Source organism: Streptomyces sp. NPDC058864 (assembly GCF_042742985.1).
Classification (GTDB): domain Bacteria; phylum Actinomycetota; class Actinomycetes; order Streptomycetales; family Streptomycetaceae; genus Actinacidiphila.
In genome coordinates this window covers 93676-116436 of record NZ_JBHYMQ010000008.1, presented here as the reverse complement: position 1 = coordinate 116436, position 22761 = coordinate 93676, and the positions used below count along the sequence as shown (strand labels likewise).

The following is a 22761-nucleotide window of genomic DNA, read 5'->3' as shown; positions in this document are numbered from 1 at the left end:
TATCCATGGTCCCCCATCCCCGAAGGGAAACGCCCCGGTCCCCGGGATCGATACCGCGGCCCGCCCCGAGACCGTCCCGCGGCGGGGTCAGGCCAGGTCGTCGGCGAGCTCCGCCACTCCCGTTATCCGGTGCAGGGCGAAGGTGCGGACCTCGTCGGCGGTGTGGTCGTACGCGGTGACGAAGCCGCCCTCCACCCGCATCGGGCCGATCACGCGCTGGCTCGCCGCGCCCTCCGCGTTGACGTAGCCGATCCACACCGACTCGCCGGTCAGCACCGCCGCCTGCATCGTCGCCAGCGTCTCGGCCGCCGCCGTACGCGGCAGCCGGCCGTCGCCGCCCGCGCCCGGGCGGTCCGCGGACTCCCGGCGGACCGCGGTCGAGGCCCGGTCCCCGGCCCGGATCGCCTTCACGGCCGCTCCGAGCAGCACCCCGTCCGGGGTGGGCGGACCGTCCACCACGGGCACCGGCGCGCTGCGCGGCGGGGTGCGCCGGGCGTCGGCGCGGGTGATCAGCACATCGCCGTCGGCGGACTCCGCGGCCGGTGCGTGCCCCAGCGCGCGCAGCCGCTCCAGCAGCGTCGCCGGGTCGGTCTGCGCCGCCAGCACCGTCGGCGCCAGACGGCGCAGCCCGAGGCCGGCCGCCCGGCGGTCGGCCAGCAGTTCGCTCAGCAGCGCGTCGTCGTCGCAGCGCAGGTACGCCGAGGCCGCGCCCACACGCAACCGGCCGTGCCGGCGGGCGACGTCGTCCACGAGGTAGCTCAGCGGCTGCGGCACGGGGGTACGGGAATGCGCGGCGAGGAAGGCGTGCAGGTCGGCGGCGGTGCGCCCGGCGTCCAGCGCCCGGCGCACGGACCCCTGGGTGAAGCGGAAGACCGTGGCGCCGCCCTTGGACTCCACGTCCGCCAGCACGTGCAGCGTCTCGGCGAGGTGCGGCTGCAGCGGGCCCGGCGCGACCGCCGTCAGGTCCGCCTGGAGCAGCACGTGGTCCAGCGGCTCCGGCAGCAGCGGCCCGAGCAGCACGGCCGCCGCGTCCCCGGAACGCCGCAGCAGCGCACGGCCGTGCGACGACAGCGCGCCGCGGCCGGTGATCCCCAGCAGCTCCGCCTCCGTCACCGTCCAGCGCACCAGGTCGGCACGGAGCGGGTCCATCGCGGCGCCGCCCCGCAGCGGGCGCTCCCAGCGCAGCCGGGCCAGCAGCGCCTCCCGGTCCGCCGAGGCGCCCTCGGGGAGCGCGGCCAGCAGTTCCAGCGTGCGCCGGCGCACCTCGGGGGCGAGCGAACGGTCCAGGTCGGGGCCGAGCGCGGCCAGCGCGCGGCCCTTCACATCCCGCGTGCCGACGACACCCGGCACGCGGGTGGCGGCCAGCCACGCCGTGACCAGGGCGGCCCACCGGTCCTCGGCGGGCCGCGTCAGCCACTCGTCGGCCGCGGGGGTCGGCGCGTACGCCTCGTCCACCTCCCCGTCCGAGGCGACCAGGCCCGCGGCGTACGCCAGTTCCAGCCAGAACGCGGCCAGCGGCTCCGGCACGTCCAGCGCGGTGGCCACCCGCTTCAGGTCCCGCACGCTCAGCCCGCCCGCGCGCAGCACCGGCGGGCCGCCGGTCTCCCAGTGCTTCAGCAGCTCCTCGACCGTGCGGACGGCCGTGAAGGCCTGGCCCGCGGCGGTGTTGTCCACAGCCTGTGGATCGTGCTCCGCGGGGACCACGTCCGGCGCCACCGGCTCGGGAACCTGATGCGCCCTGCCCTCGCGCAGATGCAGGGCCACCTCGCGGGGGAGCACGACGTTGCGCGCCCCGGCCGGCAGCAGCAGCCCCCGCTCCAGCAGCCAGGCCACCGGGGGCGGCGGCACCGACACATCGGCCACCTCCCCGTACGGCGGGCCCCACGTCAGCCTGCGCAGCACCGCCCCGGCCTCCGGGGGCGCCCCGGCGAGCAGCGCCGCCATCCGCGGCCGGTCGGCGAACAGCGACGTCAACGCCCCCACCGCGCTCACCGGGTCGTGCGTCGGCGGCAGCCCGAGCACCACGAGGACCTGCTGCAACCGCGTCGGCGACATGCCGGACGTCGCCTCCGCCACGGTCGGCCCGAGGCCGGTCGGCGACGGGCTCCCCGCGGCCGGGGCCAGGATGTCGCGCGCGGTGCGCACCAGGCGCAGCCGGTCGTCCCCGCCCCACAGCAGTGCCTGCGCCCGCAGCGTCGCCACGGCCCCGGGCAGCGCCTCCGCCGCCTCCGGGCCCATCAGCGCGGCGAGCGCGTCGTACGGGGCGCCGTCCGGCGCGACGGCCAGCGCCTCGGCGGTCTGCAGCGTGAACCGGTCCAGGCGTTCGAGGGCGCGGACGACGGAGGCACGGGTGCCGGCGCGGGTCGCCAGCTGCGACAGGTCGTTCGGGACCGGGTTCAGCAGGTCCGGGCGCGCCCGGAGCAGTGCGGTCAGCGCGTCGTCGCCGCGGGCGCGCAGATCCTCCGCGAGCGTGCGCGGCGCCGCCGCGGGGCCGTCAGTGCTCATCTCCCCCACATTAGCCCTGCCCACCCCCAACCCACGGTGGGCGTCGCCCCCGCTTTTCCCCAAGCGTGCCCGGGGCCCGGGTCTCGCCGGGTCTCGCGGGTGGGCCGGGGGTGGGGCCTGCGGGGTGGGCCGTCTGCAGCGCACTTATGTGCATGGCGGGCGGTACGTACGGGTGCCGCTCTGCCGCACAGCCTCCGGAACGCCCACGCTCCCCGGCCTTCGGCCGAAGGCCGGGGAAGTGCGCCGGCGCGGCCCCGACCCGGTCGCGGGTGGGCCGCTCGCCGGCGGCGGGGGGAGGCGGGCGCACCCCACCGTCCGGCGTGCACATGCGGGGGCGCCTCCCGGTCGCCGGGCCGGGGGAGACACCCGCGGTACCGCGTGGTGCGGCGTCGCTGTGGGGTTGCGCCGCCCTCCCTCGGCTTCGCTGGAGGTGCCCCCGGCCTTCGGCCCGAGCGGCCGACCCGCGACCGGCCGTCTAGGGGCGTGCCCACCTCCGTGCCTTGCGGCGGACCGCCCGCGAATCCGCCGCATGGGCCGGCCCGGAGGGCGGTAGCGTCGGGGCATGGGTGCGGAGGAGAGCGACCGGCTGGTTCTGGACTACCTCAGCAAGGTGGGGGACCTGGCACAGACCGCCCTGCCGGCGGACCGTCGGCGGGACCTCGTGGCGCGCCTGCGCCAGGACATCGACCGGCAGCGGCACGGCAGCGACAGCCCGGCCGCGGTGCGGCGGATCCTGGGCCGGCTGGGCGCGCCCGACGCGGTGGTGCAGGAGGCCGCCGCGGTGCCCGCACCCCGCGCCCCGGAAGCGCCCGCACCGGCGGAGCCGGAGTGGTGGCGGCTGCCCGAGCAGCGCACGCAGTCCCCGTCACCGTCACCGTCGCGGAAGCCCCGGCCCGGGGACGAGGTGCCCGGGCTGCCGGGCATGACCGGAGGCCTGCTCATCCCCCTCGATCCCGAGGAGGACCCGGAAGCCGCATCCGACGGCGGTGAGGAGGCACCCGGACCCGGACCCGGACCGGGGCCGAAGGCCGAACCGGAAGCCGTCCCGGCCCCGGCCGGGAGCCGCAGGCGGTGGCGGTGGCGGGCCGGTCTCCTGGAGACCGTCGCCGCGCTCCTGCTGCTCGCCGGTGCCGTCCTCGGCTCCTGGATCGCCCTCCTCGCCGGCTGGGCCGTGGCGTACGGCTCGCGCCGGCTGTCCCGCCGCGCGTCCCGGTTCGCGGCGCTGGGCCTGCCGGGACTGACGGCGGCGGCCGCGCTGGTCTGGATCTGGGGCCGCTTCGCCGGGCGGTGGGGCGAGCCGATCCCCGAGGGGAGCCTGGACTCCGCGATCGCCGACGCGCTGCCCACGGTCGTGCGGATCGCCGCGGTCGCCTCCGCCGCCTTCCTGCTCTGGCGGGGGAGCAGGGCGGGCCGGCCGCCTCGTTAGAGTGGCTGCCATGCCCGCTTCCCTGCCGACGTCCCCGATAACGGTCGGTTTCGACCTCGACATGACGCTGATCGACTCACGGCCCGGCATCAGGGCCACGTACGAGCGCCTCACCGAGGAGACCGGAGTCCTCATCGACGCCGCGCTCGCCGTGACCCGCCTCGGGCCGCCGCTCGACTGGGAGCTGGCGCACTGGTTCCCGGCGGAGGACATCCCCGCCGCCGCCGACCGCTACCGGGCGCTCTACCCCGAGTACGCCATCGCCCCGACCCCGGCCATGCCCGGGGCGCGCGAGGCCGTCGCCGCCGTGCACGCGGCGGGCGGCCGGGCCGTCGTGGTCACCGCCAAGCACGAGCCGAACGCCAAGCTGCACCTCACGCACCTGGGCATCGAGGTCGACGAGGTGCGCGGCTGGCTGTGGGCCGAGGCGAAGGCGGAGGCGCTGACCGAGTACGGGGCGGCGGTCTACGTCGGGGACCACGTCGGGGACGTCGTCGGGGCCCGTACGGCCGGCGCACTGTCCGTGGCGGTGGCCACGGGCCCGGTCGCCGCGGACGAACTGCGCGCCGCCGGCGCGGACGTCGTGCTCGCCGACCTCACGGAGTTCCCCGCCTGGTTCGCCTCCTACGCGCCGGACCCGGACGTCGTCGCCTGACGGCTCTGCGCCCGCGCGGAGCGCAGCAGCCCGGCCAGGGCCAGCGCGAAGCCGACGCCCATGAGCATCGACACCAGGTAGGCGACGGTCGGCAGCGGGTCGGATCCCAGGAAGAGCGGGGCCACGGTGGCCAGAGTGCCGAGTGCGCCGACGACGAAGACGGCGGCGCCGGCGCGCACGAGGAGATCGCCCGGTTTCCGGGTTTCGTTGGTCACCGGACCAGGGTAGATCGCCGGGGGAAGTCGCAGCGCACCGGCCGGATGCCTGCCGGAGCAGTAGGACCACGGAGTCTTGTCACACGCCCCTGGGCCATTAGCCTTAGGGCGGCGGGTCTGCCGAGGGACCCGCTGTCTTGCTATCCAAGAGCTTTTTTCTGTCTACAGCGAGGACGAGGTCGGACGTGCCTACCGGCAAGGTCAAGTGGTTCAACAGCGAGAAGGGCTTCGGCTTCCTCTCCCGCGACGACGGCGGCGACGTCTTCGTCCACTCCTCCGTCCTGCCGGACGGCGTGGCCACGCTGAAGCCGGGGCAGCGAGTCGAGTTCGGGGTCGTCGCCGGGCAACGCGGTGACCAGGCACTCTCGGTGACCCTGCTGGATCCGGCGCCGTCCGTGGCGGCCGCGCAGCGACGCAAGCCCGACGAACTGCTGCCCATCGTGCAGGACCTCACCACGCTGCTGGAGGACGTCGCCCGCTCGCTGCAGCGCGGCCGTTACCCGGACAAGGCCCACGGCCACAAGATCGCCTCCGTGCTGCGCGTCGTCGCCGACCAGCTGGACGTCTGAGCCCCCGCCCGGGCGCGGGCTCACAGATCGAGCGCGTGCGGACCGAGGGGCGGTACCAGCCCCTCGGCCGCGGCCCGGGTGAGCAGCCCGCGGACCGCCGCGTAGCCCTCCTCGCCGAGCGCCGAGGTGAACTCGTTGACGTACAGCCCGATGTGCTGGTCCGCCACCTTCGGGTCCATCTCCTGCGCGTGCTCCATGACGTAGCCGCGCGAGGCCTCGGGCTCGTCCCAGGCCATGTGGACGGAGGTGCGGGCCGCCGCCGCCAGTTCGCGCAGCCGCTCCTCGCCCAGGGAACGCTTGGCGATGATCGCGCCGAGCGGGATGGGCAGGGTGGTCGTCTGCTCCCAGTGCTCGCCCATGTCCGCGAGTTTGTGCAGGCCGTAGTCCTGGTAGGTGAACCGGGCCTCATGGATCACGAGCCCCGCGTCGACCCGGCCGTCCCGCACGGCGGGCATGATCTCGTGGAACGGCAGCACGACGATCTCCCCGACGCCGCCCGGCACTTCGGCGGCCGCCCACAGCCGGAACAGCAGGTACGCCGTCGAGCGCTCACTCGGCACCGCCACCGTGCGCCCGCTCAGGTCGGCGCCCTTGCCCGTGCCCTCGTCCCTGGTCAGCACGAGCGGGCCGCAGCCGCGGCCCAGCGCGCCGCCACAGGGCAGCAGCGCGTACTCGTCGAGCACGTAGGGCAGCACCGCGTACGAGACCTTCAGGACGTCGAACTCACCGCGCTCGGCCATGCCGTTGGTGATGTCGATGTCCGCGAACGTCACGTCGATCGGCGGCGCGCCCGGGACCAGGCCGTGCGCCCAGGCGTGGAAGACGAAGGTGTCGTTGGGGCACGGGGAGTAGGCGATCCGCAGTGCGCGCTCTTGGCTCATGTCCGATCTCCAACGTCGAGTACTGCGGGTTGCTTCCCGAGCCGGGCGAAGGCGTCGGCGAGCGCTTCGAGCGCCTCCCCGATCCGCCAGGCCGCTCGGTCCCGCGGGCCCACGGGATTGGACACCGTACGGAGTTCCAGGACGGGCAGCCCGTGCGCCGCGGCCGCCTCCGCGACGCCGAAGCCCTCCATGGCCTCGGCCAGCGCTCCCGGGTGACGCTTGGTCAGCTCCGCGGCGCGGGCCGCCGTACCGGTCACCGTCGACACCGTCAGGACCGGCCCGTACGCCGCGCCGATCAGGTCGGCGACACGGCGGGACAGCGTTCCCGGTGGACGGTGCTCGGAGGTGCCGAAGCCCAGCTCGGCGACCGGGAGGAAGCCCTCCGGGCCCTCCGCACCCAGGTCCGCGGCGACCATCGCGTCGGCGACGACCGCCGAGCCGACCGGTGCGCCGGGCCGGAAGCCGCCGGCGATCCCGGCCGAGACGACCAGCCCGTACTCCGCCGCGGTGAGGGCCGCCGCCGTGCCGGCCGCGGCGGCCGCCGGTCCGACGCCCGCGGCCAGCACGTCCGCGAGCGCGGTGCGCAGCAGGACGCGGCCACCGGGTGCGGGCCGCTCGGCCGCCGTGCCGCCGAGGCCGCGGACGACCGCGTCGCGCTCCGCCGGGACGGCGGTGACGACGAGCAGACGGGGCGTCATGTCTTCGGTCGGCGGGCGGTTCAGCCCGCCGACTTCAGCTTGAACTGCCAGACGCCGAGGTAGTCCTGGCCGCCGCCGGTCTCGATGATGTTGAGGGTGACCTCGCCGGCCGCGGCGCCGGTCTGCGTGTCGACGAGCAGGCTCTCGGCGTCGAAGGAGCGGTAGGTGGTGTCCTTCAGCAGCCCCGACTTGCCGGAGGTGCCGGCGGCCACGACCCAGCCCTTCTCGGCGATCGCGGGGTCGACGCCGATCCGCACCTTGTCACCGGGCCGGACCGTGATGGTCTTCTCGGGCTTGCCCTGCAGGCAGGCCAGGAAGGCCTGCTCCGTCAGCTTCTTCCCGTCGAGGTAGCACTTGCTGGTGGCCTCGGTGGTCACGGTCCTGTCGCCGACGGTGACGGTCGCCAGGGGGGTCGGCTTCTCGCAGGCGGAGAGGGCGATCAGCCCGAGGGACACGGCACCGAGGGCGGCGGCACGGCGGCGATTGCTCATGAAGGTGAGGCTACCGGGCGGCCGCGCTCCCGCTACGCGGGGGGCCCGCTCGTGTCCCCGGGCCGCCGGGCTCACACCGTGCGCGGACGCGTCGCCCGCCCCCGGGCGCCCGTCATCAGACCGCGGACCGAGAAGGTGACGCCGAGCGCCACCAGGGCCGCCCCCACCGCCATCCCGAGCGTGCCGTTGAGGGGCAGGACGATGCCGATGGCGCCGCCGATCACCCACGCCAGCTGGAGGGCGGTCTCGGAGCGGGCGAACGCCGAGGTGCGCACCTCCTCCGGCACGTCACGCTGGATCAGGGCGTCCAGCGAGAGCTTGCCCAGCGCCTGCGCGATGCCCGCCGCGGCCGCGACGAGGGCGATGGTCAGCACCCCGTACCAGGCCGCCGCCACGCACGTCGCCGCCAGGGCCGCGGCCAGCGCGCTGATGATGATCCGCTCCGGTCCGCGGGCGCGCAGCCAGGAGCCCAGCGCGGTGCCGAAGGCGTTGCCGGCGCCCGCCGCCACGGCGGCCAACCCCAGCGACACGGGCCCCGACAGGCCGCCCAGCGGATGCTCGCGCAGCAGGAACGCGAGGAAGAGGGTCAGGAACCCGGACAGCGCCCGCAGCGAGGCGTTGGCCTGCAGGGCGTGCAGCACCGGACCGCCCACGCTCCGCAGCCCCGGCCGCTTCTCCCGCCACTGCCGGCCCAGGCGGTGGGGCTCGACGTCCTCGCCCGCGCTCAGCTCGGCGCGTGCCTCGCCCTTGGCGGAGTCCACCTTGTGCGGGAGGGAGAAGGAGAGCAGCGTCCCGCAGACGAAGACGGCGAACGCCCCGTACAGCGGCACGCCCGGCCCGATCAGATGGAGCAGCCCGCCGATCGGCGCGGCCACCGCGGTGGCCAGCAGGCCGGTCAGGCTCACCCGGGAGTTCGCCTTCACCAGCGTCGTGCGCGCCGGCAGCAGCCGTGGCACCACCGCGCTGCGCACCACGCCGTACGCCTTCGACGCCACGAGGACGCCCAAGGCGGCCGGGTACAGCTCCAGTCCGGCGGTCGCCACCACCCCGGCCATCGTCCAGGCCAGGATCGCCCGGGCCAGCATCGCCATCGCCATCGCGGCGCGCCGCCCGTGCGGGATCCGGTCCAGCAGCGGCCCGACCACCGGGGCCAGCAGCGCGAACGGGGCCATCGTGACCAGCAGGTAGAGCGCCACACGGCCGCGCGCCTCGCCGGTGGGCACGGAGAAGAAGATCGTGCTGGCGAGCGCGACGGTGATCAGCATGTCGCCGGCCGAGTTCACCGCGTGCAGCTCGATCAGCTTCGCCAGGCCCGACTCGCCCGCCCCGCCCGAATGCGTGTGACGCCGCACGCGCCGCACCACGGCGGACGACGTACGCTGCGTGGCGCGCGCGACGGCGTTCCCCGCCCTGCGAACCGGTCCCGGGCCGGACGTCACTGTGCGTGCCACGCTCGCCAGTCTGCCCTACCGGGCGGCTTTCCGAACGGGGCGCGCACCGATAGCGTGCGATCGCGCAGAATGGAGTCATCAGGTGCGCCCGTGGACGTACGGGCAGGCAGCGTTTGAAGCGGTCCTCCGGTCCGCTCCGCCACCGCCCCGCCCGACCCTCGGCGGCGCACGCGTAAGACGGCGTAGGAGAGAATCGATTCTTGTGAGTGCTGCGATGCGAAGCCGTACCCCTGACCGCCTGTGCGCCGAGGCGGTCGACCTCGCCCTCGAAGCCGCCGTCGAGGCCTTCGGCGAGAAAGCGGTCGGCGAGCACCTCGGCGCGGTCGCCGAGGGCGACCGTGTCGTGACGCACCTGTTCGACTGCCGCGAGGCCGGCTACCGCGGCTGGCGCTGGGCGGTCACGCTCACCCGGGCCTCCCGGGCCAAGGCGATCACCCTGGACGAGACGGTGCTCGTGCCCGGGCCCGAGGCCGTCCTCGCGCCCGAATGGGTGCCGTGGAGCGAACGCCTGCGCCCCGGCGACCTCGGCCCCGGCGACCTGCTGCCCACCGAGGCGGAGGACCTGCGCCTGGAGGCCGGCTTCTCCGGGGAGGACGTGCCGCCGCCGAACTCGCCGGTCTCCGAGGAGATGGCCGAGCTCGTCGAGGCCGAGGACGCCGACGTCTCCGGCGGCCCGCCGGCGGCCCTGCCGATGGCGCCCGCGGTCGGCACGATCGCCGCCGTCGCGGAGGAGATCGGCATGGCCCGGCCGCGCGTGCTGTCCCGCTACGGGCTGCACGTCGCCGCGGACCGCTGGGAGGACGAGTACGGCCCCAAGGCCCCCATGGCCCAGGCCGCCCCCGCCCCGTGCGTCTCCTGCGGCTTCCTCGTGCCCATCGCGGGTTCCCTGCGGCAGGCCTTCGGTGTCTGCGCGAACGAGTTCTCCCCGGCCGACGGGCGCGTCGTCTCCCTCGCCTACGGGTGCGGCGCCCACTCCGAGGCCGCGGTCATGCCGAAGACCCCCCGCCCGGCCCCGCCCGTCCTCGACGAGACCGCGGTCGAGCCGCTCCCCCTCCACCCCGACCGCCAGGGCTCGGTCGAGGACACCACCCCGGCAGAGGAACTCGGCCACAGCTGACGGCTCCGCCGGTCCCCCGGGGTGCCGGGGCGCGGTGCGTGTGCCCCTTCGGGCCCACGTGGGCTCCGCCGGTGCGCACTGGCGCCGGGGTGCCTGTGTGCCTGGGGGCCGCGGGCTGCGCCAGTGTTCTGGCCGGTTCCCGGGTTCCGCCCGGGTGTCTCCGGGCGCAGGTGCCGTGTGGGCTGTGGCTGTCGCTGGTGGGCGGGTGCAGGTGCCGGTGCTGCTGCCGGTCCCGGGCATGCCGCCCGGGTGCCTGTGCCCTGTGCCCTGTGGGCGCGGGTGGCGGCGTCTTGCCGGTTTCCGGAGCTTTCGCCCGGGTATCCGTGCTTGGCCGCCTCGTAGGCCTCGGGTTCATGCGGGCAACGCCCGGGGCTCACTTCTGGGCTTTCGCCGGGATTCGCCGGAGCGTGACTGCTGAGTCCGCCGCGCTCGAGGTCCGGAGCGGCATGTGTGCCTCCGGGGCCGGCTGGGCTCCGGCCGATTCCTGCCGCCGGCACCCCAGGCAAGCGCGTTCCCGGGTCGGCGCCCGCATGGATGACTGTCCGCGGTCCGGGCGAGCCGGGCGGGGTTTCGCGCGACGCGGGGCCGGCCTGTCCGGGGGCCGGGGGCGTGCGGGACGACCGGCCGAGGGCGTACGCGGTAGCGTCACCCGCACAGGGCATGCGAGAGCGCGTGAGGGAGAAGACGACGTGAGCGGGACCGCGATGGACCGGGGCGCAGATCCGTTCGGGACCGCACGGCTGCGGCGGGCCGTGCTGGACGCGTGGGCCGCGTCGCCCGCCCGGTTCCGGGAGGACGCCAACGCGGAGGAGGACCTCGCGCTCGGCGGCTACCGCGACCGCCTCGTCGTCGAACTGGCCCAGAACGCCGCCGACGCGGCGACCCGTGCGGGGGTGACCGGCCGGCTGCGGCTGACGCTGCGCGAGGGGGTGCTCGCGGCCGCGAACACCGGGGCCCATCTGGACGCCGTGGGCGTGGAGTCCCTGTCGACGCTGCGCGCCAGCGCCAAGCGGGAGGACGGCGACCTGGCCGTCGGCCGTTTCGGCGTCGGCTTCTCCGCCGTGCTCGCGGTCAGCGACGAACCCGCGATCCTCAGCCGCAGCGGCGGCGTCCGCTGGTCGCTGGCCGAGGCCCGTGACCTGGCTCGGGAGACCGGTGGGGGTTCCCCGGGGCTGAGCGACGAACTGCGCCGCCGGGACGGCCACGTACCGCTGCTGCGGCTGCCGCTGCCCGCGGAGGGCACCGCCCCGGACGGCTACGACACGTGCGTCGTGCTGCCGCTGCGCGACGGCGCCGCCGCGGACCTCGCGGCGCACCTGCTCGCCGCGATCGACGACGCGCTGCTGCTGTCCCTGCCCGGCCTGGCCGAGGTGGTCGTGGAGACGCCGGAGGGCGTACGGACGCTGACGCGGCATCAGGAGGACGGACTGACCGTCGTCGTGGACAGCGTCAACGGCACCACCCGCTGGCGTACCGTGAGCGAGGCCGGCCCGCTGGAGGCCGAGCTGCTGGCCGACCGCCCGGTCGAGGAGCGGCTGCGTCCGGTGTGGTCGGTGACCTGGGCCGTCCCGGTGGGCCGGGACGGCGGGCCCGAGCGGCCGCGGACGGCGCCCTTCGTGCACGCCCCGACGCCGACGGACGAGCCGCTGGGGCTGCCCGCGCTGCTCATCGCCTCGCTGCCGCTGGACCCGAGCCGGCGCCACGCCGCGCCCGGCGCCCTCACCGGTTTCCTGGTCGCGCGGGCGGCCGAGCTGTACGTACGGCTGCTGGCGGACTGGCGGCCGGTCACCGCGGGCATCGTGGACCTGGTGCCCGGCCCGCTCGGCAAGGGCGAGCTGGACGCGGAACTGCGCCGCCACGTGCTGGAGCGGCTGCCGCGCACCGCCTTCCTGCCGCGCGCCGCCGACGTCACGGGCACCGACGCGGAGGACGAACTCCCGCCCGCGCTGCGCCCGGTGGAGGCCGAGGTCGTCGAGGGCACCGGCGCGGAGACCGTCGGCGTGCTGGCGGAGGTCTTCCCGACGCTGCTGCCCGCCGGGCTGGAACGCCGCCCCGAGCTGCGCGTCCTCGGGGTGGCCCGGCTGCCGCTGGGCGACGCGATCGACCGGCTCGCCGGGGTGGAGCGGCCCGCCGCCTGGTGGCACCGCTTGTACGACTCTCTGGCCGGCACCGACCCGGACCGGCTGAGCGGGCTGCCCGTGCCGCTGGCCGACCGTCGCACGGTCGTCGGACCGCGCCAGGTGCTGCTGCCGCTGCCCGAGATGGACAGCGTCTACGCCGAGGGGGCCGCCCCGGTCAGCACAGGGTTGCCCGCCGCCTCGGAGCTGGCCCGGCTGGGCCTGAAGGTGGCCGACCCGGAGGCCGCGCACCCGCTGCTGGAGAAGCTCGGCGCCACCCCGGCGACCCCCCGCGCCGTCCTCACCACCCCGCAGGTGCGCGCGGCGGTGGCCGCGTCCCTGGACGCCGACGAGGCCTGGGACGAGGACGCGCCCGCGCTGGACGCGGAGGAACTGGCCGAGGTCGTCCTCGGTCTGGTCCGCGCCGCGAACCTCGCCCCCGGCGACGAGCCGTGGCTGGCCGCCCTCGCCCTCACCGACGACGAGGGGGAGCTCGCCCCGGCCGGTGAACTGGTGCTGCCGGGCAGCGCCTTCGAGCAGGTCATCCGGGAGGGGGAACTCGGCTCCGTCGATGAGGACCTGGCCGCCCGCTGGGGCGAGCAGCCGCTGACCGCGGTCGGTGTCCTCGCCACGTTCGCGCTGGTCAGGGCCACCGACGTGGTGCTCGATCCGGACGAGCTGGAGCCCCGGGACGGCGACTGGGCCGAGCCGGACGACGCCGGGCTGCTCGACGCGGTCGACGTCTGGTGCGAGGACGTCCTCGACCAGCTGCCGGACACCGACGTGCCGCCGGTCGCCACCGAGATCGTCGCCGTGCGCGACCTCGACCTCGTCGACGACGACGCCTGGCCGCAGGCGCTGGCCATGCTCTCCGTGCCGCCGCTGCGCGACGCGGTCACCCAGCCGCTGCGGGTCCTGCTGCCGGACGGGCGTACGGAGTCCGTGCGGCCCTACACCGCCTGGTGGCTGCGCGACCACCCGGTCCTGGACGGCCGCCGCCCGGTCGGCCTGCGCGCCGCCGGCGGCGACCCGCTGCTCGCCGGGCTGTACGAGGACGCCGAGGCCGGGGCCGTGGACGACCAGGTGCTGCGCGCCCTGGGCGTGCGCACGTCCGCCGCGGCCCTGCTGGACGAGCCGGGCGGCGCCGCCGAACTGCTCACCCGCCTCGCCGACCCGGACTCCGCCGTCACCCCGGCCCAGCTGCACCGGCTCTACTCCGAGCTGGCCACCCTCGACCCCGAGCAGGTCACCCTCCCCGAGGAGCTGCGGGCCGTCGTCGACGGGCGCGAGCCGCGGGTGGTCGAGGCCGGGGACGCCCTCGTCGCGGACGCGCCCGACCTGCTCCCGCTCACCGCGGGCGTCCCCCTGCTCCCGGTGCCGCCGGTCCGCGCCGCGGCGCTGGCCGAGCTGTTCCAGGTGCGCCGGCTCAGCGAGGCCCTCGACGCCCCGGTCGTCTCGGAGGGGGAGCCGCACGAGGTCGCCGACGCGGTCCGCGAGCTGCTGCCGGGCGCCCCCCTGTCATACGTCGAGCACGAGGAACTGCTGGTCAGGGCCCCGGACGGCAGCACCGTCGAGCTCGACTGGCGGTGGACCGACGGCACCCTGCACGCCGCCACGCTGGAGGGCGTCGCCGCCGGTCTGTCGTGGGCGGCCGGCGCCTGGCAGCGCCGCTTCGAGGTGGCCGCGCTGCTGGAGGACCCGACCCGCACGGAGGAGCTGGCCCGCGACCGCTGGTTCGACTGAGCCGGCGGTGACCGGAGTGTCCGTCGTCACACGATCAAGTGTCGAAAAGGTTTCCACCGAACGGCAGTTCGCGCATACGCTTCCCTCTCACCATTCGAGACGCCATGTCGGGGGGGAATCGACGGGCGTCGCTTCTTTGGGGGATTTCCACGCATGCGTATTCGCGCCACTGTGGCCGCGGTTTCCGGCGCCCTGGCCCTCGCTTCGCTGGCCGTCCCGGCCGCGCAGGCCGCCGACGGGCCGGACACCACCACCTCCCTCCGGACCTTCGCCGCCAAGGCGGCGGGCGAGGTCGTGGGTGACACAAAGATCACCAAGGTCGTCGTCAACGGCGGCAAGGACATCGTCCTCGGGACGGGCGCCAAGAAGACGGTCTCCGTCGCGGTGACCGCCACCGACCCGTCGGGCATCGACGGCGGCGCGGTCTTCCTCTGGCACGGCTCGGCCTTCACCGGCAGCGGCATCGACGGCGGCCTCTTCCCGGCCTCGGACTACGCCGCCTGCACCGTGGTCAACGCCACCACCTCCACCTGCAAGGTCAGCATCACCATCGACCCCAAGGCGGACCTCTACAAGAACGCGCTCGCCGGCACCTGGAAGGTGTACGCCGTCGTCGGGGGCAAGGACGGCGACTACGTCGAGAAGGAGGCCGCCGGCACCACGAAGATCAAGCGCAACACCGAGCTGACGGTCAACGCCGCTCCGGAGCCGGTGAAGAAGGGCAAGACCATCACGGTCACCGGCAAGCTCACCCGGGCGAACTGGGAGACCCACAAGTACGCCGGCTACACGGGTCAGTCCGTCCAGCTGCAGTTCCGCAAGAAGGGCACCACCGCGTACAAGACGGTCAAGACCGTCAAGTCCAGCAGCACCGGCGCCCTGAAGACCACGGTCAAGGCGTCCGTGGACGGCTACTGGCGCTACAACTTCGTCACCACCTCGGTCTCCGGCGCGGTCGCCAGCACGGCCGACTTCGTCGACGTGAAGTAATCCGCACGGCGACACCCGCCCGGCGCCGGGTCCCCCTCAACGGGGGCCCGGCGCCTGCTGTTGCTCCGGCGCGGCGGTGCCGTCCTCGTCCGTGCGGCGGACGCGGCGCCAGACCAGCTCCAGCAGGAAGGCGGCGGCCGCCGCCACGGCGACGGCGGTCCAGGGGCCCTGCGTGCCGACCAGGCGGAGGGCGAAGAACTCCTGCAGCCACGGGGTGACCAGGACGACCAGGAAGCCCGCGCCCATGGCGAGGACCAGGCCGATCCGCCACCAGGTGTACGGGCGCGCGACCAGCGCCAGCACCCACATCGCGACCAGGAAGAGGGTCAGCGTCGCCGCGCTGGTCTCCGCCTCCAGCGCGCCGGCGCCGCGGTAGTGGTGGCGGGCGAGCATGTACGTCACGAAGGTGGCGACGCCCGCGATCACCCCGGCGGGCAGGGAGTAGCGCATGACCCGGCGCACGAAGTGCGGCTGCGCCCGCTCCTTGTTGGGGGCCAGGGCGAGGAAGAAGGCGGGGACGCCGATGGTCAGCGTGGACAGCAGCGTCAGGTGCCGGGGCAGGAACGGGTACGGCGCGTGCCAGATGATCACCAGTAGCGCGAGCAGCACCGAGTAGACGGTCTTGGTGAGGAAGAGCGTCGCGACACGGGTGATGTTGCCGATGACCCGGCGGCCCTCCGCCACGACCGAGGGCAGCGCCGAGAAGCTGTTGTCGAGCAGCACGATCTGCGCGACCGCCCGGGTCGCCTCCGAGCCGGACCCCATGGCGACGCCGATGTCGGCGTCCTTGAGGGCGAGGACGTCGTTGACGCCGTCCCCGGTCATCGCCACGTTGTGGCCGCCGGACTGGAGCGCGCCCACCATCTCCCGCTTCTGCTGCGGGGTGACCCGGCCGAAGACCGTGCCCCGGTCGAGCTCGGCCGCCATGTGCGTGCGCTCGGCGGGCAGCCCGCGGGCGTCGACCGTCCGTTCGGCACCCGGCAGCCCCAGCTTCCCGGCGACCGCGCCGACGGAGACCGCGTTGTCGCCGGAGATGACCTTGGCGTGCACGTTCTGCTCGGCGAAGTAGCGCAGGGTGTCGGCGGCGTCGGGGCGCAGCCGCTGCTCCAGGACGACCAGCGCGGCCGGGGTGGCCGAGGCGCCCACCGCGGGGTCGCCCAGGTCCTTCGCCGCCCGGGCGAGGAGCAGCACCCGCAGCCCCTGGGCGTTCAGGCCGTCGACCTCGCCGAGCGCCCGGTCGCCGGCGGGCAGCAGCACGTCGGGGGCGCCGAGCAGCCAGGTGCTGCGCTCCCCGCCCGGTTCGGTGAAGGCCGCGCCGCTGTACTTGCGGGCGGAGGAGAAGGGCAGTGCGTCCATGACGCGCCAGCCGTCGTCCGGGGCGGGGAACGCCGCCGCGACGGCGGCCAGCGTGGGGTTGGGACGCGGGTCGGCGGAGCCGACCGCGCCGAGCACCCGCCGTACGTAGGGCTCCGCGACGCCGTCCAGCATGCGCAGCTCGGCGACGTCCATCCCGCCCTCGGTGAGGGTGCCGGTCTTGTCCAGGCACACCACGTCCACCCGGGCCAGCCCCTCGATCGCGGGCAGTTCCTGGACGAGGCACTGCTTGCGGCCCAGCCGGACCACGCCGATCGCGAAGGCCACCGAGGTGAGCAGGACCAGTCCCTCGGGCACCATCGGCACGATGCCGCCGACCATGCGGCGGACCGCCTCCCGCCAGTCGTTGTCCTCCAGGACGAGCTGGCTGACGATCAGGCCGATCGCGGTGGGGACCATCATCCACGTGACGTACTTCAGGATCTGGCTGATGCCGCTGCGCAGTTCGGAGTGGACGAGGGTGAAGCGGCTCGCCTCCTCGGCGAGTTGCGCCGCGTAGGCCTCCCGGCCCACCTTCGTCGCGGTGAAGGCCCCGCCGCCCGCGACGACGAAGCTGCCGGACATCACGGGGTCGCCCGGGTGCTTGACGACCGGGTCGGCCTCGCCGGTGAGCAGCGACTCGTCGACCTCCAGGCTGTCGGCCTCGGCCACCTCGCCGTCCACCACCACCTTGTCGCCCGGCCCGAGTTCGACGAGGTCGCCGAGGACGATCGCGGAGGTGGAGACCCGGGTGGCGACCCCGTCGCGGCGGACGGTGGGTTTCGCCTCCCCGATCACGGCGAGTCCGTCCAGGGTCTTCTTGGCGCGCCACTCCTGGAAGATGCCGATGCCGGTGTTGGCGATGATGACGAAGCCGAACAGGCCGTCCTGGATCGGGCCGACGACCAGGATGATCAGGAACAGCACCCCGATGATCGCGTTGAAGCGCGTGAAGACGTTGGCACGGACGATCTCGCCCATCGAGCGCGAGGAGCGCACCGGGACGTCGTTGACCTCGCCCCGCGACACCCGCTCCGCCACCTCGGCAGCGGTCAGCCCACCGAGCGTGGCCGGTCGCGTTCCGGCCGCCTCCCGCCGCGTGCGTTCCGTCATGGCTTCGACGGTACGTGGGGGGCGGCGCCCGCGGCGCGGCGAGCGGCCGCTCTCGGGGACATCTCCGGGGCGCCGTACGACCGGGGGCGTAGCCGCCCGGTACCCGGGCCGGACGCGGCGGGCCGGGACGAGGGTCCCGGCTCAGTCCTGTCCGGCGTCCTCCGCGGCGCGGGAGCGCTCTATGGCGTCCCGGCGGGCGCGTACGTACCAGAGGCCGATGAGCCCGAGGCCGCCGCCGGCCAGGCAGGTCCAGATCCACCAGGCGTGGCCGTGGTCGGAGTACCAGCCGTAGAAGGGGAGCTGGACGAGGAAGAGCGCGAACCAGATGACCGTCCCGACGGTGACGGTCGCGACGTCGTTCGCCTCCAGAGGCGCCGGCGCCTCGCGCAACCCGGTCGTCCCCTTGCTGTGGCTGCTGCTGCTCATACCGCACAGCGTACCCACTGCCCCAGGGGGGTCTACGCGCGGAGATAGCGTTTGAGACGCTCATATGTTCATACTGAAACGGTCCGAGGCTGACCGGTTTCAGTCGTAGGAACCTCCAAAAGCTCCCCCCACGCAAGGAACCGCATGTCCCCGTCGACCACCGCCAAGGTCGTGCCCAGCGCCCCTACCCCGCCCCCGGCGGCCGCCGCCGGCGCGCTCGACCGGTTCTTCAGGATCACCGAGCGGGGGTCCTCGGTCCCCCGGGAGATCCGCGGTGGTCTGGCCACCTTCTTCGCGATGGCCTACATCATCGTCCTGAACCCGATCATCCTCAGCTCGGGCGTGGACAAGTACGGACACCACCTCGACGGCGGCCAGCTGGTCACCGCCACCGTCGTGACCGCCGCGTTCACCACCCTGCTCATGGGCGTCATCGGCAACGTGCCGATCGCGCTGGCCGCGGGCCTCGGCGTGAACAGCATCGTCGCGCTCCAGCTCGCGCCCAAGATGAGCTGGCCGGACGCGATGGGCATGGTGGTCCTGGCCGGCCTCGCGATCATGGTGCTGGTCGCCACGGGCCTGCGGGAGCGGGTGATGAGCGCGGTGCCGCTCGGCCTGCGCAAGGCGATCGCCATCGGCATCGGCCTGTTCATCGTGCTGATCGGCCTGGTCGACTCCGGCTTCGTGACCCGCATCCCGGACGCCGCGCACACCACCGTCCCGCTCCAGCTGGGCGCGGGCGGCCATCTGACCGGCTGGCCGGTGCTGGTCTTCATCCTCGGCGTGCTGCTGACCCTGGCGCTGATCATCCGCAAGGTGCCCGGCGCCATCCTGATCAGCATCGTCGCGATGACGCTCCTCGCGCTCGTCGTGGACGCGGTGGCGAACGTCAAGGACGCCGCGTGGGGCCTCACCGTCCCGCAGTGGCCCGGCAACCCGGTCGCCAGCCCCGACTTCGGGCTGATCGGCAAGGTGAGCCTGTTCGGCGGCTTCCAGGAGGTCGGTGTGCTCACCGGCGTCCTCTTCGTCTTCACGGTGCTGCTGAGCTGCTTCTTCGACGCGATGGGCACCATCCTCGGCGTCGCCGACGAGGCGCACCTGCTGGACTCCAGGGGCGACCTGCCCGGGATGAGCCGGGTCCTCATGGTCGACGGCATCGCGACCGCGGCGGGCGGCCTCAGCTCCTGCTCGGCCAACACCTGCTACGCGGAGTCCACCGCCGGCGCCGGCGAGGGTGCGCGCACCGGCCTCGCCTCGATCGCCACCGGGCTGCTCTTCGTCGTCGCCCTGTTCTTCGCGCCGCTGGCCACGATGGTCCCGGCCCAGGCGGCCACCCCCGCGCTGGTCGCGGTGGGCTTCCTGATCATGGCGGGCAGCGTGCGGGAGATCGACTGGAGCGACTTCACGATCGCCGTCCCGGCGTTCCTGACGATGCTGCTCATGCCGTTCACCTACTCGATCACCAACGGCATCGGCATCGGGTTCATCACCTTCTGCGTGCTGCGGGTGGTGGCGGGGCGCGGCCGTGAGGTGCCGCCCGCGCTCTACGCGGTCTCGGCGGTCTTCGCCTTCTACTACCTGATGCCGGCGCTCGGCCTGACGTAACCGGCCGTGTAGAACTGCTCGGTCTCGTCGACGGAGGCCTTGAGCCGTTCGTCGAAGTCATCGCGGATGAGCGTCCGGACGATGTAGTCCTGGACGCTCATCCCGCGTTTCGCGGCGTGAGCCTGGAGACGGTCCAGCAGGTCCCCGTCTATGCGCATGCTGAGCACTCTCGAAGCCATGGCCCAAGGGTCCGGCGGGCCCCTCGGGGCATGCCTCGTTTTCGGGGCGGAACTCACCCGGATGGGTGACTTCCTTGACGAATGTGTTTGGACGCGGCGTCGCTCCGGCAATTTTTATTTAGCGTAAGTAATGAGCTAGTCTAATGAACGTGACCGAACTGTCCGAGGACGACCGCACAGCGGTGAACACGCTGCGCGGTGCCGTGATGCGGCTCTCCCGCCGACTGCGCCACCAACGGGTCGACGAGTCGCTGAGCCCGACGGAGATGTCCGTGCTGGGCACCCTCGCGCGCTGCGGGTCCGCCACCCCCGGGGAGCTGGCCCGCAAGGAGCACGTGCAACCGCCGTCCATGACGCGGATCGTCGCCATGCTCGAGTCGAAGGGCCTGGTGCACCGGGACCCGCATCCGGAGGACCGGCGCCAGGTCGTCGTCCGGCAGACCGAGCAGGCGGAGGAGATGCTCGAGGAGAGCCGGGCCCGGCGCAACGCGTTCCTGGCCGAACTCATGGCCACCCTCACGGAGGAGGAACGCGCCGTGCTCCGCGAGGCGGCGCCCGTCCTGGAGAAGCTCGCTCACGCCGACGCAAGGACCCGATGACGAGGAGGCGAGACCGGATTGAGTTCGGCAGCCGCATCAGACGCCGCACCCGAACCGAACATTCCTGAGCGGACCGGACCGGCCGGCACGGCCGACCCGGCCGACCTGCCCACCCCGGCGGGCGCCGACGCCGCCGCGGGAGCCGCGGGGCCGTCCGGACCGCCCGGGGCCCCCGGCGCCGACCGTCCCGCCGTGCCGGCCGCGCCCGGCGGCATGTTCAGTTCGCTCCGCAACCGCAACTACCGGCTCTTCGCCGGCGGGGCGATCGTCTCCAACACCGGCACCTGGATGTCCCGCATCGCGCAGGACTGGCTGGTGCTGAGCCTCACCGGGTCCTCCTTCGCCGTCGGCATCACGACCGCGCTCCAGTTCCTCCCGATGCTCCTCTTCGGGCTCTACGGCGGCGTCATCGCCGACCGCTACCCCAAGCGCCGCATCCTGCTGGCCACCCAGGCCCTGATGGGCCTGCTGGGTCTCGCCCTCGCCGCGCTGACCCTCAGCGGCGCCGTGCAGGTCTGGCACGTGTACGCCATCGCCTTCGGCCTCGGCATGGTCACCGTCGTGGACAACCCGGCACGGCAGGCGTTCGTCGTCGAGATGGTCGGCCCGGCCGACGTCCGCAACGCGGTCTCGCTGAACTCCGCGAACTTCCAGAGCGCCCGCCTCATCGGCCCCGCCGTCGCGGGCGCGCTGATCACCGCGGTCGGCAGCGGCTGGGCGTTCCTGTTCAACGGCCTGTCCTTCCTGGCGCCGCTCGCCGGGCTGCTGCTCATGCGCCGTTCCGAGCTGTACGCGGTGCCCACCGCGCCGCGCGGCAAGGGCCAGCTGCGCGAGGGCCTGCGCTATGTCGCCGGACGGCCCGAGCTGATCTGGCCCATCGTGCTGGTCGGCTTCATCGGCACCTTCGCGTACAACTTCCCGATCTGGCTCACCGCCTTCGCCGACCACGTCTTCCACGGCGACGCCGGCATGTACGGGCTGTTCAACTCGGTCCTCGCGGTCGGCTCCGTGGTCGGCGCGCTGCTGGCGGCCCGGCGGGGCAGCACCCGGCTGCGGCTGCTGGTCGGCGCGGCGCTGGGGTTCGGGCTGCTGGAGGTCGTGGCGGCGCTGGCGCCGACCTACTGGATCTTCCTGGCTCTGATGCTGCCGATCGGCGTCTTCGGCCTGACCTTCAACACCACCGCCAACGCCAGCGTGCAGCTCGCCACCGACCCCGCCATGCGGGGCCGCGTCATGGCTCTGTTCATGATGGTCTTCGTGGGCGGCACGCCGCTGGGCGGGCCGCTCGTCGGCTGGATCACCGACGTCTTCGGGGCCCGGACCGGATTCCTGGCCGGCGGCCTGGTCGCCGCGGCGGCGGCGGCCTGCGTCGGACTCGTCCTGGCCCGGCTGGGCGGACTGCGGCTCAAGATCGACCTGCACCGCGGCAAGGACCACAAGCTGATCGAGTTCGTTCCGCGGGAGTCGGAGTCGGTGGCCGCCTGAGGGCTGCCCCGGCCCGGCCGGCCGTGCGGCCGCGCAGCCGGTCGGGCGGCCGGGTGGTCAGGCGACGGCGACCCGGCGCTGGTTGCGGAACTGCCGCATCAGCTCGGCCCACACCAGCAGGCCGGTGACCGGGGCGGTGGCCGCGAAGAGCATGTGGACGTAGTCCTCGCCCAGGCTCGACGAGGCCCACAGGCTCCAGGCCAGCGCACCCGCCACACCCACGGCGGTCAGGAACCACGAGGGCAGCTCGCGGCGGTCGTCGACTATCGCCGCGGCCGTGCCCAGCCCGCCGCCGATCACCAGGCCCATGACCAGGACCGCACGGGTCCAGTCCGGTGCCCCGATCACGTCCTGCAGCACGGGTTTGGCGTGCAGCTGGCGGTAGGTGATCAGCAGGCTGGCGACGTAGACGGTCACCAGCGTCCCCAGGCTGAGCGCTTTTACGAGCCGGCCGAGCGTGCCCCGCTCTTCTCCGGGCATGGCGGTCCCCCCATTGCCGTAACTCGGCCGAAATGGCCGGTTATGGCTCTACAGAATGCCGGAAACCGGATGAACGGCACAGGGGATCGGTGAAACCGGGCGGCCCGGTGCGGCCTCAGGACGCCTGCGCCTCCGCTGCCGCGTCGTAGCGCCCGCGGGCCTCGACGACCTCCTCGATGTGCTCCTCCGCCCACTCCTTCACGGCCGAGAACAGCGAGGCCAGGCTCGCGCCCAGCGGCGTCAGCTCGTAGTCCACCCGCACGGGGACGGAGGGGGTGACCGTCCGCGACACCAGGCCGTCCCGCTCCAGGGTGCGCAGTGTCTGCGTGAGCATCTTCTGGCTTACGCCCGCGATGCGGCGCCCGAGGTCGCTGTAGCGCTGCGGGCTCTCCTTGAGCGCGGACAGGACCAGGCCGACCCACTTGTCGCTGATCCGGGAGAGCAGCAGGTTGGTCGGGCAGCCCTTCATGAACGCGTTGTAGGCCGCACGGGCCTCCTCGCGCCGCTGGGACGCGGTGGTCGTCGCCATGGGACTCCCCTCCGGACTCCTCGGTTCGGTACGCACTCCCAGGTACGTACTTACTGGAAGAGAGTAGCTCTCCCTAGGTTTGTGCGTGGCGGTACCGGACCACGGACCGCCGTGATCCGGAGGAACAGGGAGTC

20 protein-coding genes are annotated in these 22761 nt (G+C 74.2%); 9 read left to right on the top strand and 11 right to left on the bottom strand.

Features of this window, described 5'->3' with window-relative positions:
* Positions 1-87: 87 nt before the first annotated feature.
* Complete coding sequence (locus ACFW3D_RS09255; RefSeq protein ID WP_500503098.1) at positions 88-2505, bottom strand: helicase-associated domain-containing protein; 2418 nt, start codon at positions 2503-2505, stop codon at positions 88-90.
* A 562-nt stretch (positions 2506-3067) separates the two neighbouring features.
* Here ACFW3D_RS09255 and ACFW3D_RS09250 point away from each other — a divergent pair.
* A complete protein-coding gene (locus tag ACFW3D_RS09250) occupies positions 3068-3931 on the top strand; it encodes an HAAS signaling domain-containing protein (protein ID WP_500503096.1) in 864 nt (287 codons plus the stop codon).
* Positions 3932-3941: 10 nt separating this feature from the next.
* Complete coding sequence (locus ACFW3D_RS09245) at positions 3942-4586, top strand: HAD family hydrolase (protein ID WP_500503094.1); 645 nt, start codon at positions 3942-3944, stop codon at positions 4584-4586.
* Here the strand turns inward: ACFW3D_RS09245 and ACFW3D_RS09240 are convergent.
* Positions 4556-4801 (bottom strand): hypothetical protein, encoded by a 246-nt coding sequence (locus ACFW3D_RS09240; protein ID WP_500503092.1) that lies wholly within the window; start codon positions 4799-4801, stop codon positions 4556-4558. The two genes, ACFW3D_RS09245 and ACFW3D_RS09240, sit on opposite strands and share 31 nt — an antisense overlap.
* 185 nt (positions 4802-4986) lie before the next feature.
* Between ACFW3D_RS09240 and ACFW3D_RS09235 the strand changes: the two genes are divergently transcribed.
* A complete protein-coding gene (locus ACFW3D_RS09235) occupies positions 4987-5370 on the top strand; it encodes a cold-shock protein (RefSeq protein WP_018560023.1) in 384 nt (127 codons plus the stop codon).
* A gap of 20 nt (positions 5371-5390) precedes the next feature.
* On the opposite strand, the gene ACFW3D_RS09230 is transcribed toward ACFW3D_RS09235, so the two are convergent.
* From ACFW3D_RS09230 to ACFW3D_RS09215, 4 genes are all read right to left on the bottom strand, one after another.
* Positions 5391-6251 carry a 1,4-dihydroxy-6-naphtoate synthase gene (locus ACFW3D_RS09230; protein ID WP_500503090.1) on the bottom strand — a complete coding sequence of 287 codons (861 nt, stop codon included), beginning with the start codon at positions 6249-6251 and terminating at the stop codon, positions 5391-5393.
* Positions 6248-6949, bottom strand: a complete 702-nt coding sequence (locus ACFW3D_RS09225) for a futalosine hydrolase (protein ID WP_500503088.1) — start codon at positions 6947-6949, stop codon at positions 6248-6250. The genes ACFW3D_RS09230 and ACFW3D_RS09225 overlap by 4 nt, the downstream gene beginning before the upstream one ends.
* A 20-nt stretch (positions 6950-6969) precedes the next feature.
* Positions 6970-7440 carry a hypothetical protein gene (locus tag ACFW3D_RS09220; protein WP_500503086.1) on the bottom strand — a complete coding sequence of 157 codons (471 nt, stop codon included), beginning with the start codon at positions 7438-7440 and terminating at the stop codon, positions 6970-6972.
* A 71-nt stretch (positions 7441-7511) separates the two neighbouring features.
* Complete coding sequence (locus ACFW3D_RS09215; protein ID WP_500503084.1) at positions 7512-8891, bottom strand: MFS transporter; 1380 nt, start codon at positions 8889-8891, stop codon at positions 7512-7514.
* A 214-nt stretch (positions 8892-9105) separates the two neighbouring features.
* Here ACFW3D_RS09215 and ACFW3D_RS09210 point away from each other — a divergent pair, with 214 nt between their 5' ends.
* The 3 genes from ACFW3D_RS09210 to ACFW3D_RS09200 all read left to right on the top strand — a co-directional run bounded on the left by ACFW3D_RS09210 (position 9106) and on the right by ACFW3D_RS09200 (position 14858).
* Positions 9106-10008, top strand: a complete 903-nt coding sequence (locus tag ACFW3D_RS09210; protein WP_500503082.1) for a DUF3027 domain-containing protein — start codon at positions 9106-9108, stop codon at positions 10006-10008.
* A 704-nt stretch (positions 10009-10712) separates the two neighbouring features.
* A complete protein-coding gene (locus ACFW3D_RS09205; protein WP_500503234.1) occupies positions 10713-13868 on the top strand; it encodes a sacsin N-terminal ATP-binding-like domain-containing protein in 3156 nt (1051 codons plus the stop codon).
* A gap of 153 nt (positions 13869-14021) precedes the next feature.
* Positions 14022-14858: a DUF5707 domain-containing protein gene (locus tag ACFW3D_RS09200; protein ID WP_500503080.1), complete on the top strand. Its 837-nt coding sequence runs from the start codon at positions 14022-14024 to the stop codon at positions 14856-14858.
* Positions 14859-14894: 36 nt separating this feature from the next.
* Here the strand turns inward: ACFW3D_RS09200 and ACFW3D_RS09195 are convergent, their stop codons facing one another.
* Together ACFW3D_RS09195 and ACFW3D_RS09190 are read right to left on the bottom strand one after the other, a co-directional pair.
* On the bottom strand, positions 14895-17324 hold the full coding sequence (locus tag ACFW3D_RS09195) for an HAD-IC family P-type ATPase (protein WP_500503078.1): 2430 nt from the start codon (positions 17322-17324) through the stop codon (positions 14895-14897).
* 141 nt (positions 17325-17465) lie between these two features.
* Positions 17466-17750, bottom strand: coding sequence for a DUF2530 domain-containing protein (locus ACFW3D_RS09190; protein ID WP_500503076.1), 285 nt, complete (start codon positions 17748-17750; stop codon positions 17466-17468).
* Between the two features lie 144 nt (positions 17751-17894).
* Here ACFW3D_RS09190 and ACFW3D_RS09185 point away from each other — a divergent pair, with 144 nt between their 5' ends.
* The gene (locus ACFW3D_RS09185) at positions 17895-19355 is read left to right on the top strand and encodes an NCS2 family permease (RefSeq protein ID WP_500503074.1); all 1461 of its coding nucleotides are present in this window, start codon (positions 17895-17897) and stop codon (positions 19353-19355) included.
* Here the strand turns inward: ACFW3D_RS09185 and ACFW3D_RS09180 are convergent.
* The gene (locus tag ACFW3D_RS09180; protein WP_500330345.1) at positions 19325-19534 is read right to left on the bottom strand and encodes a ribbon-helix-helix protein, CopG family; all 210 of its coding nucleotides are present in this window, start codon (positions 19532-19534) and stop codon (positions 19325-19327) included. The two genes, ACFW3D_RS09185 and ACFW3D_RS09180, sit on opposite strands and share 31 nt — an antisense overlap.
* Before the next feature lie 143 nt (positions 19535-19677).
* Between ACFW3D_RS09180 and ACFW3D_RS09175 the strand changes: the two genes are divergently transcribed.
* Both ACFW3D_RS09175 and ACFW3D_RS09170 read left to right on the top strand, forming a co-directional pair.
* A complete protein-coding gene (locus ACFW3D_RS09175) occupies positions 19678-20133 on the top strand; it encodes a MarR family winged helix-turn-helix transcriptional regulator (protein WP_500503072.1) in 456 nt (151 codons plus the stop codon).
* A gap of 18 nt (positions 20134-20151) precedes the next feature.
* Positions 20152-21618 carry an MFS transporter gene (locus ACFW3D_RS09170; protein WP_500503070.1) on the top strand — a complete coding sequence of 489 codons (1467 nt, stop codon included), beginning with the start codon at positions 20152-20154 and terminating at the stop codon, positions 21616-21618.
* A 57-nt stretch (positions 21619-21675) separates the two neighbouring features.
* Here the strand turns inward: ACFW3D_RS09170 and ACFW3D_RS09165 are convergent, their stop codons facing one another.
* Both ACFW3D_RS09165 and ACFW3D_RS09160 read right to left on the bottom strand, forming a co-directional pair.
* Positions 21676-22098, bottom strand: coding sequence for a hypothetical protein (locus ACFW3D_RS09165; RefSeq protein WP_500503068.1), 423 nt, complete (start codon positions 22096-22098; stop codon positions 21676-21678).
* 115 nt (positions 22099-22213) lie between these two features.
* Positions 22214-22627 carry a winged helix-turn-helix transcriptional regulator gene (locus tag ACFW3D_RS09160; protein ID WP_500503066.1) on the bottom strand — a complete coding sequence of 138 codons (414 nt, stop codon included), beginning with the start codon at positions 22625-22627 and terminating at the stop codon, positions 22214-22216.
* Positions 22628-22761 lie beyond the last annotated feature (134 nt).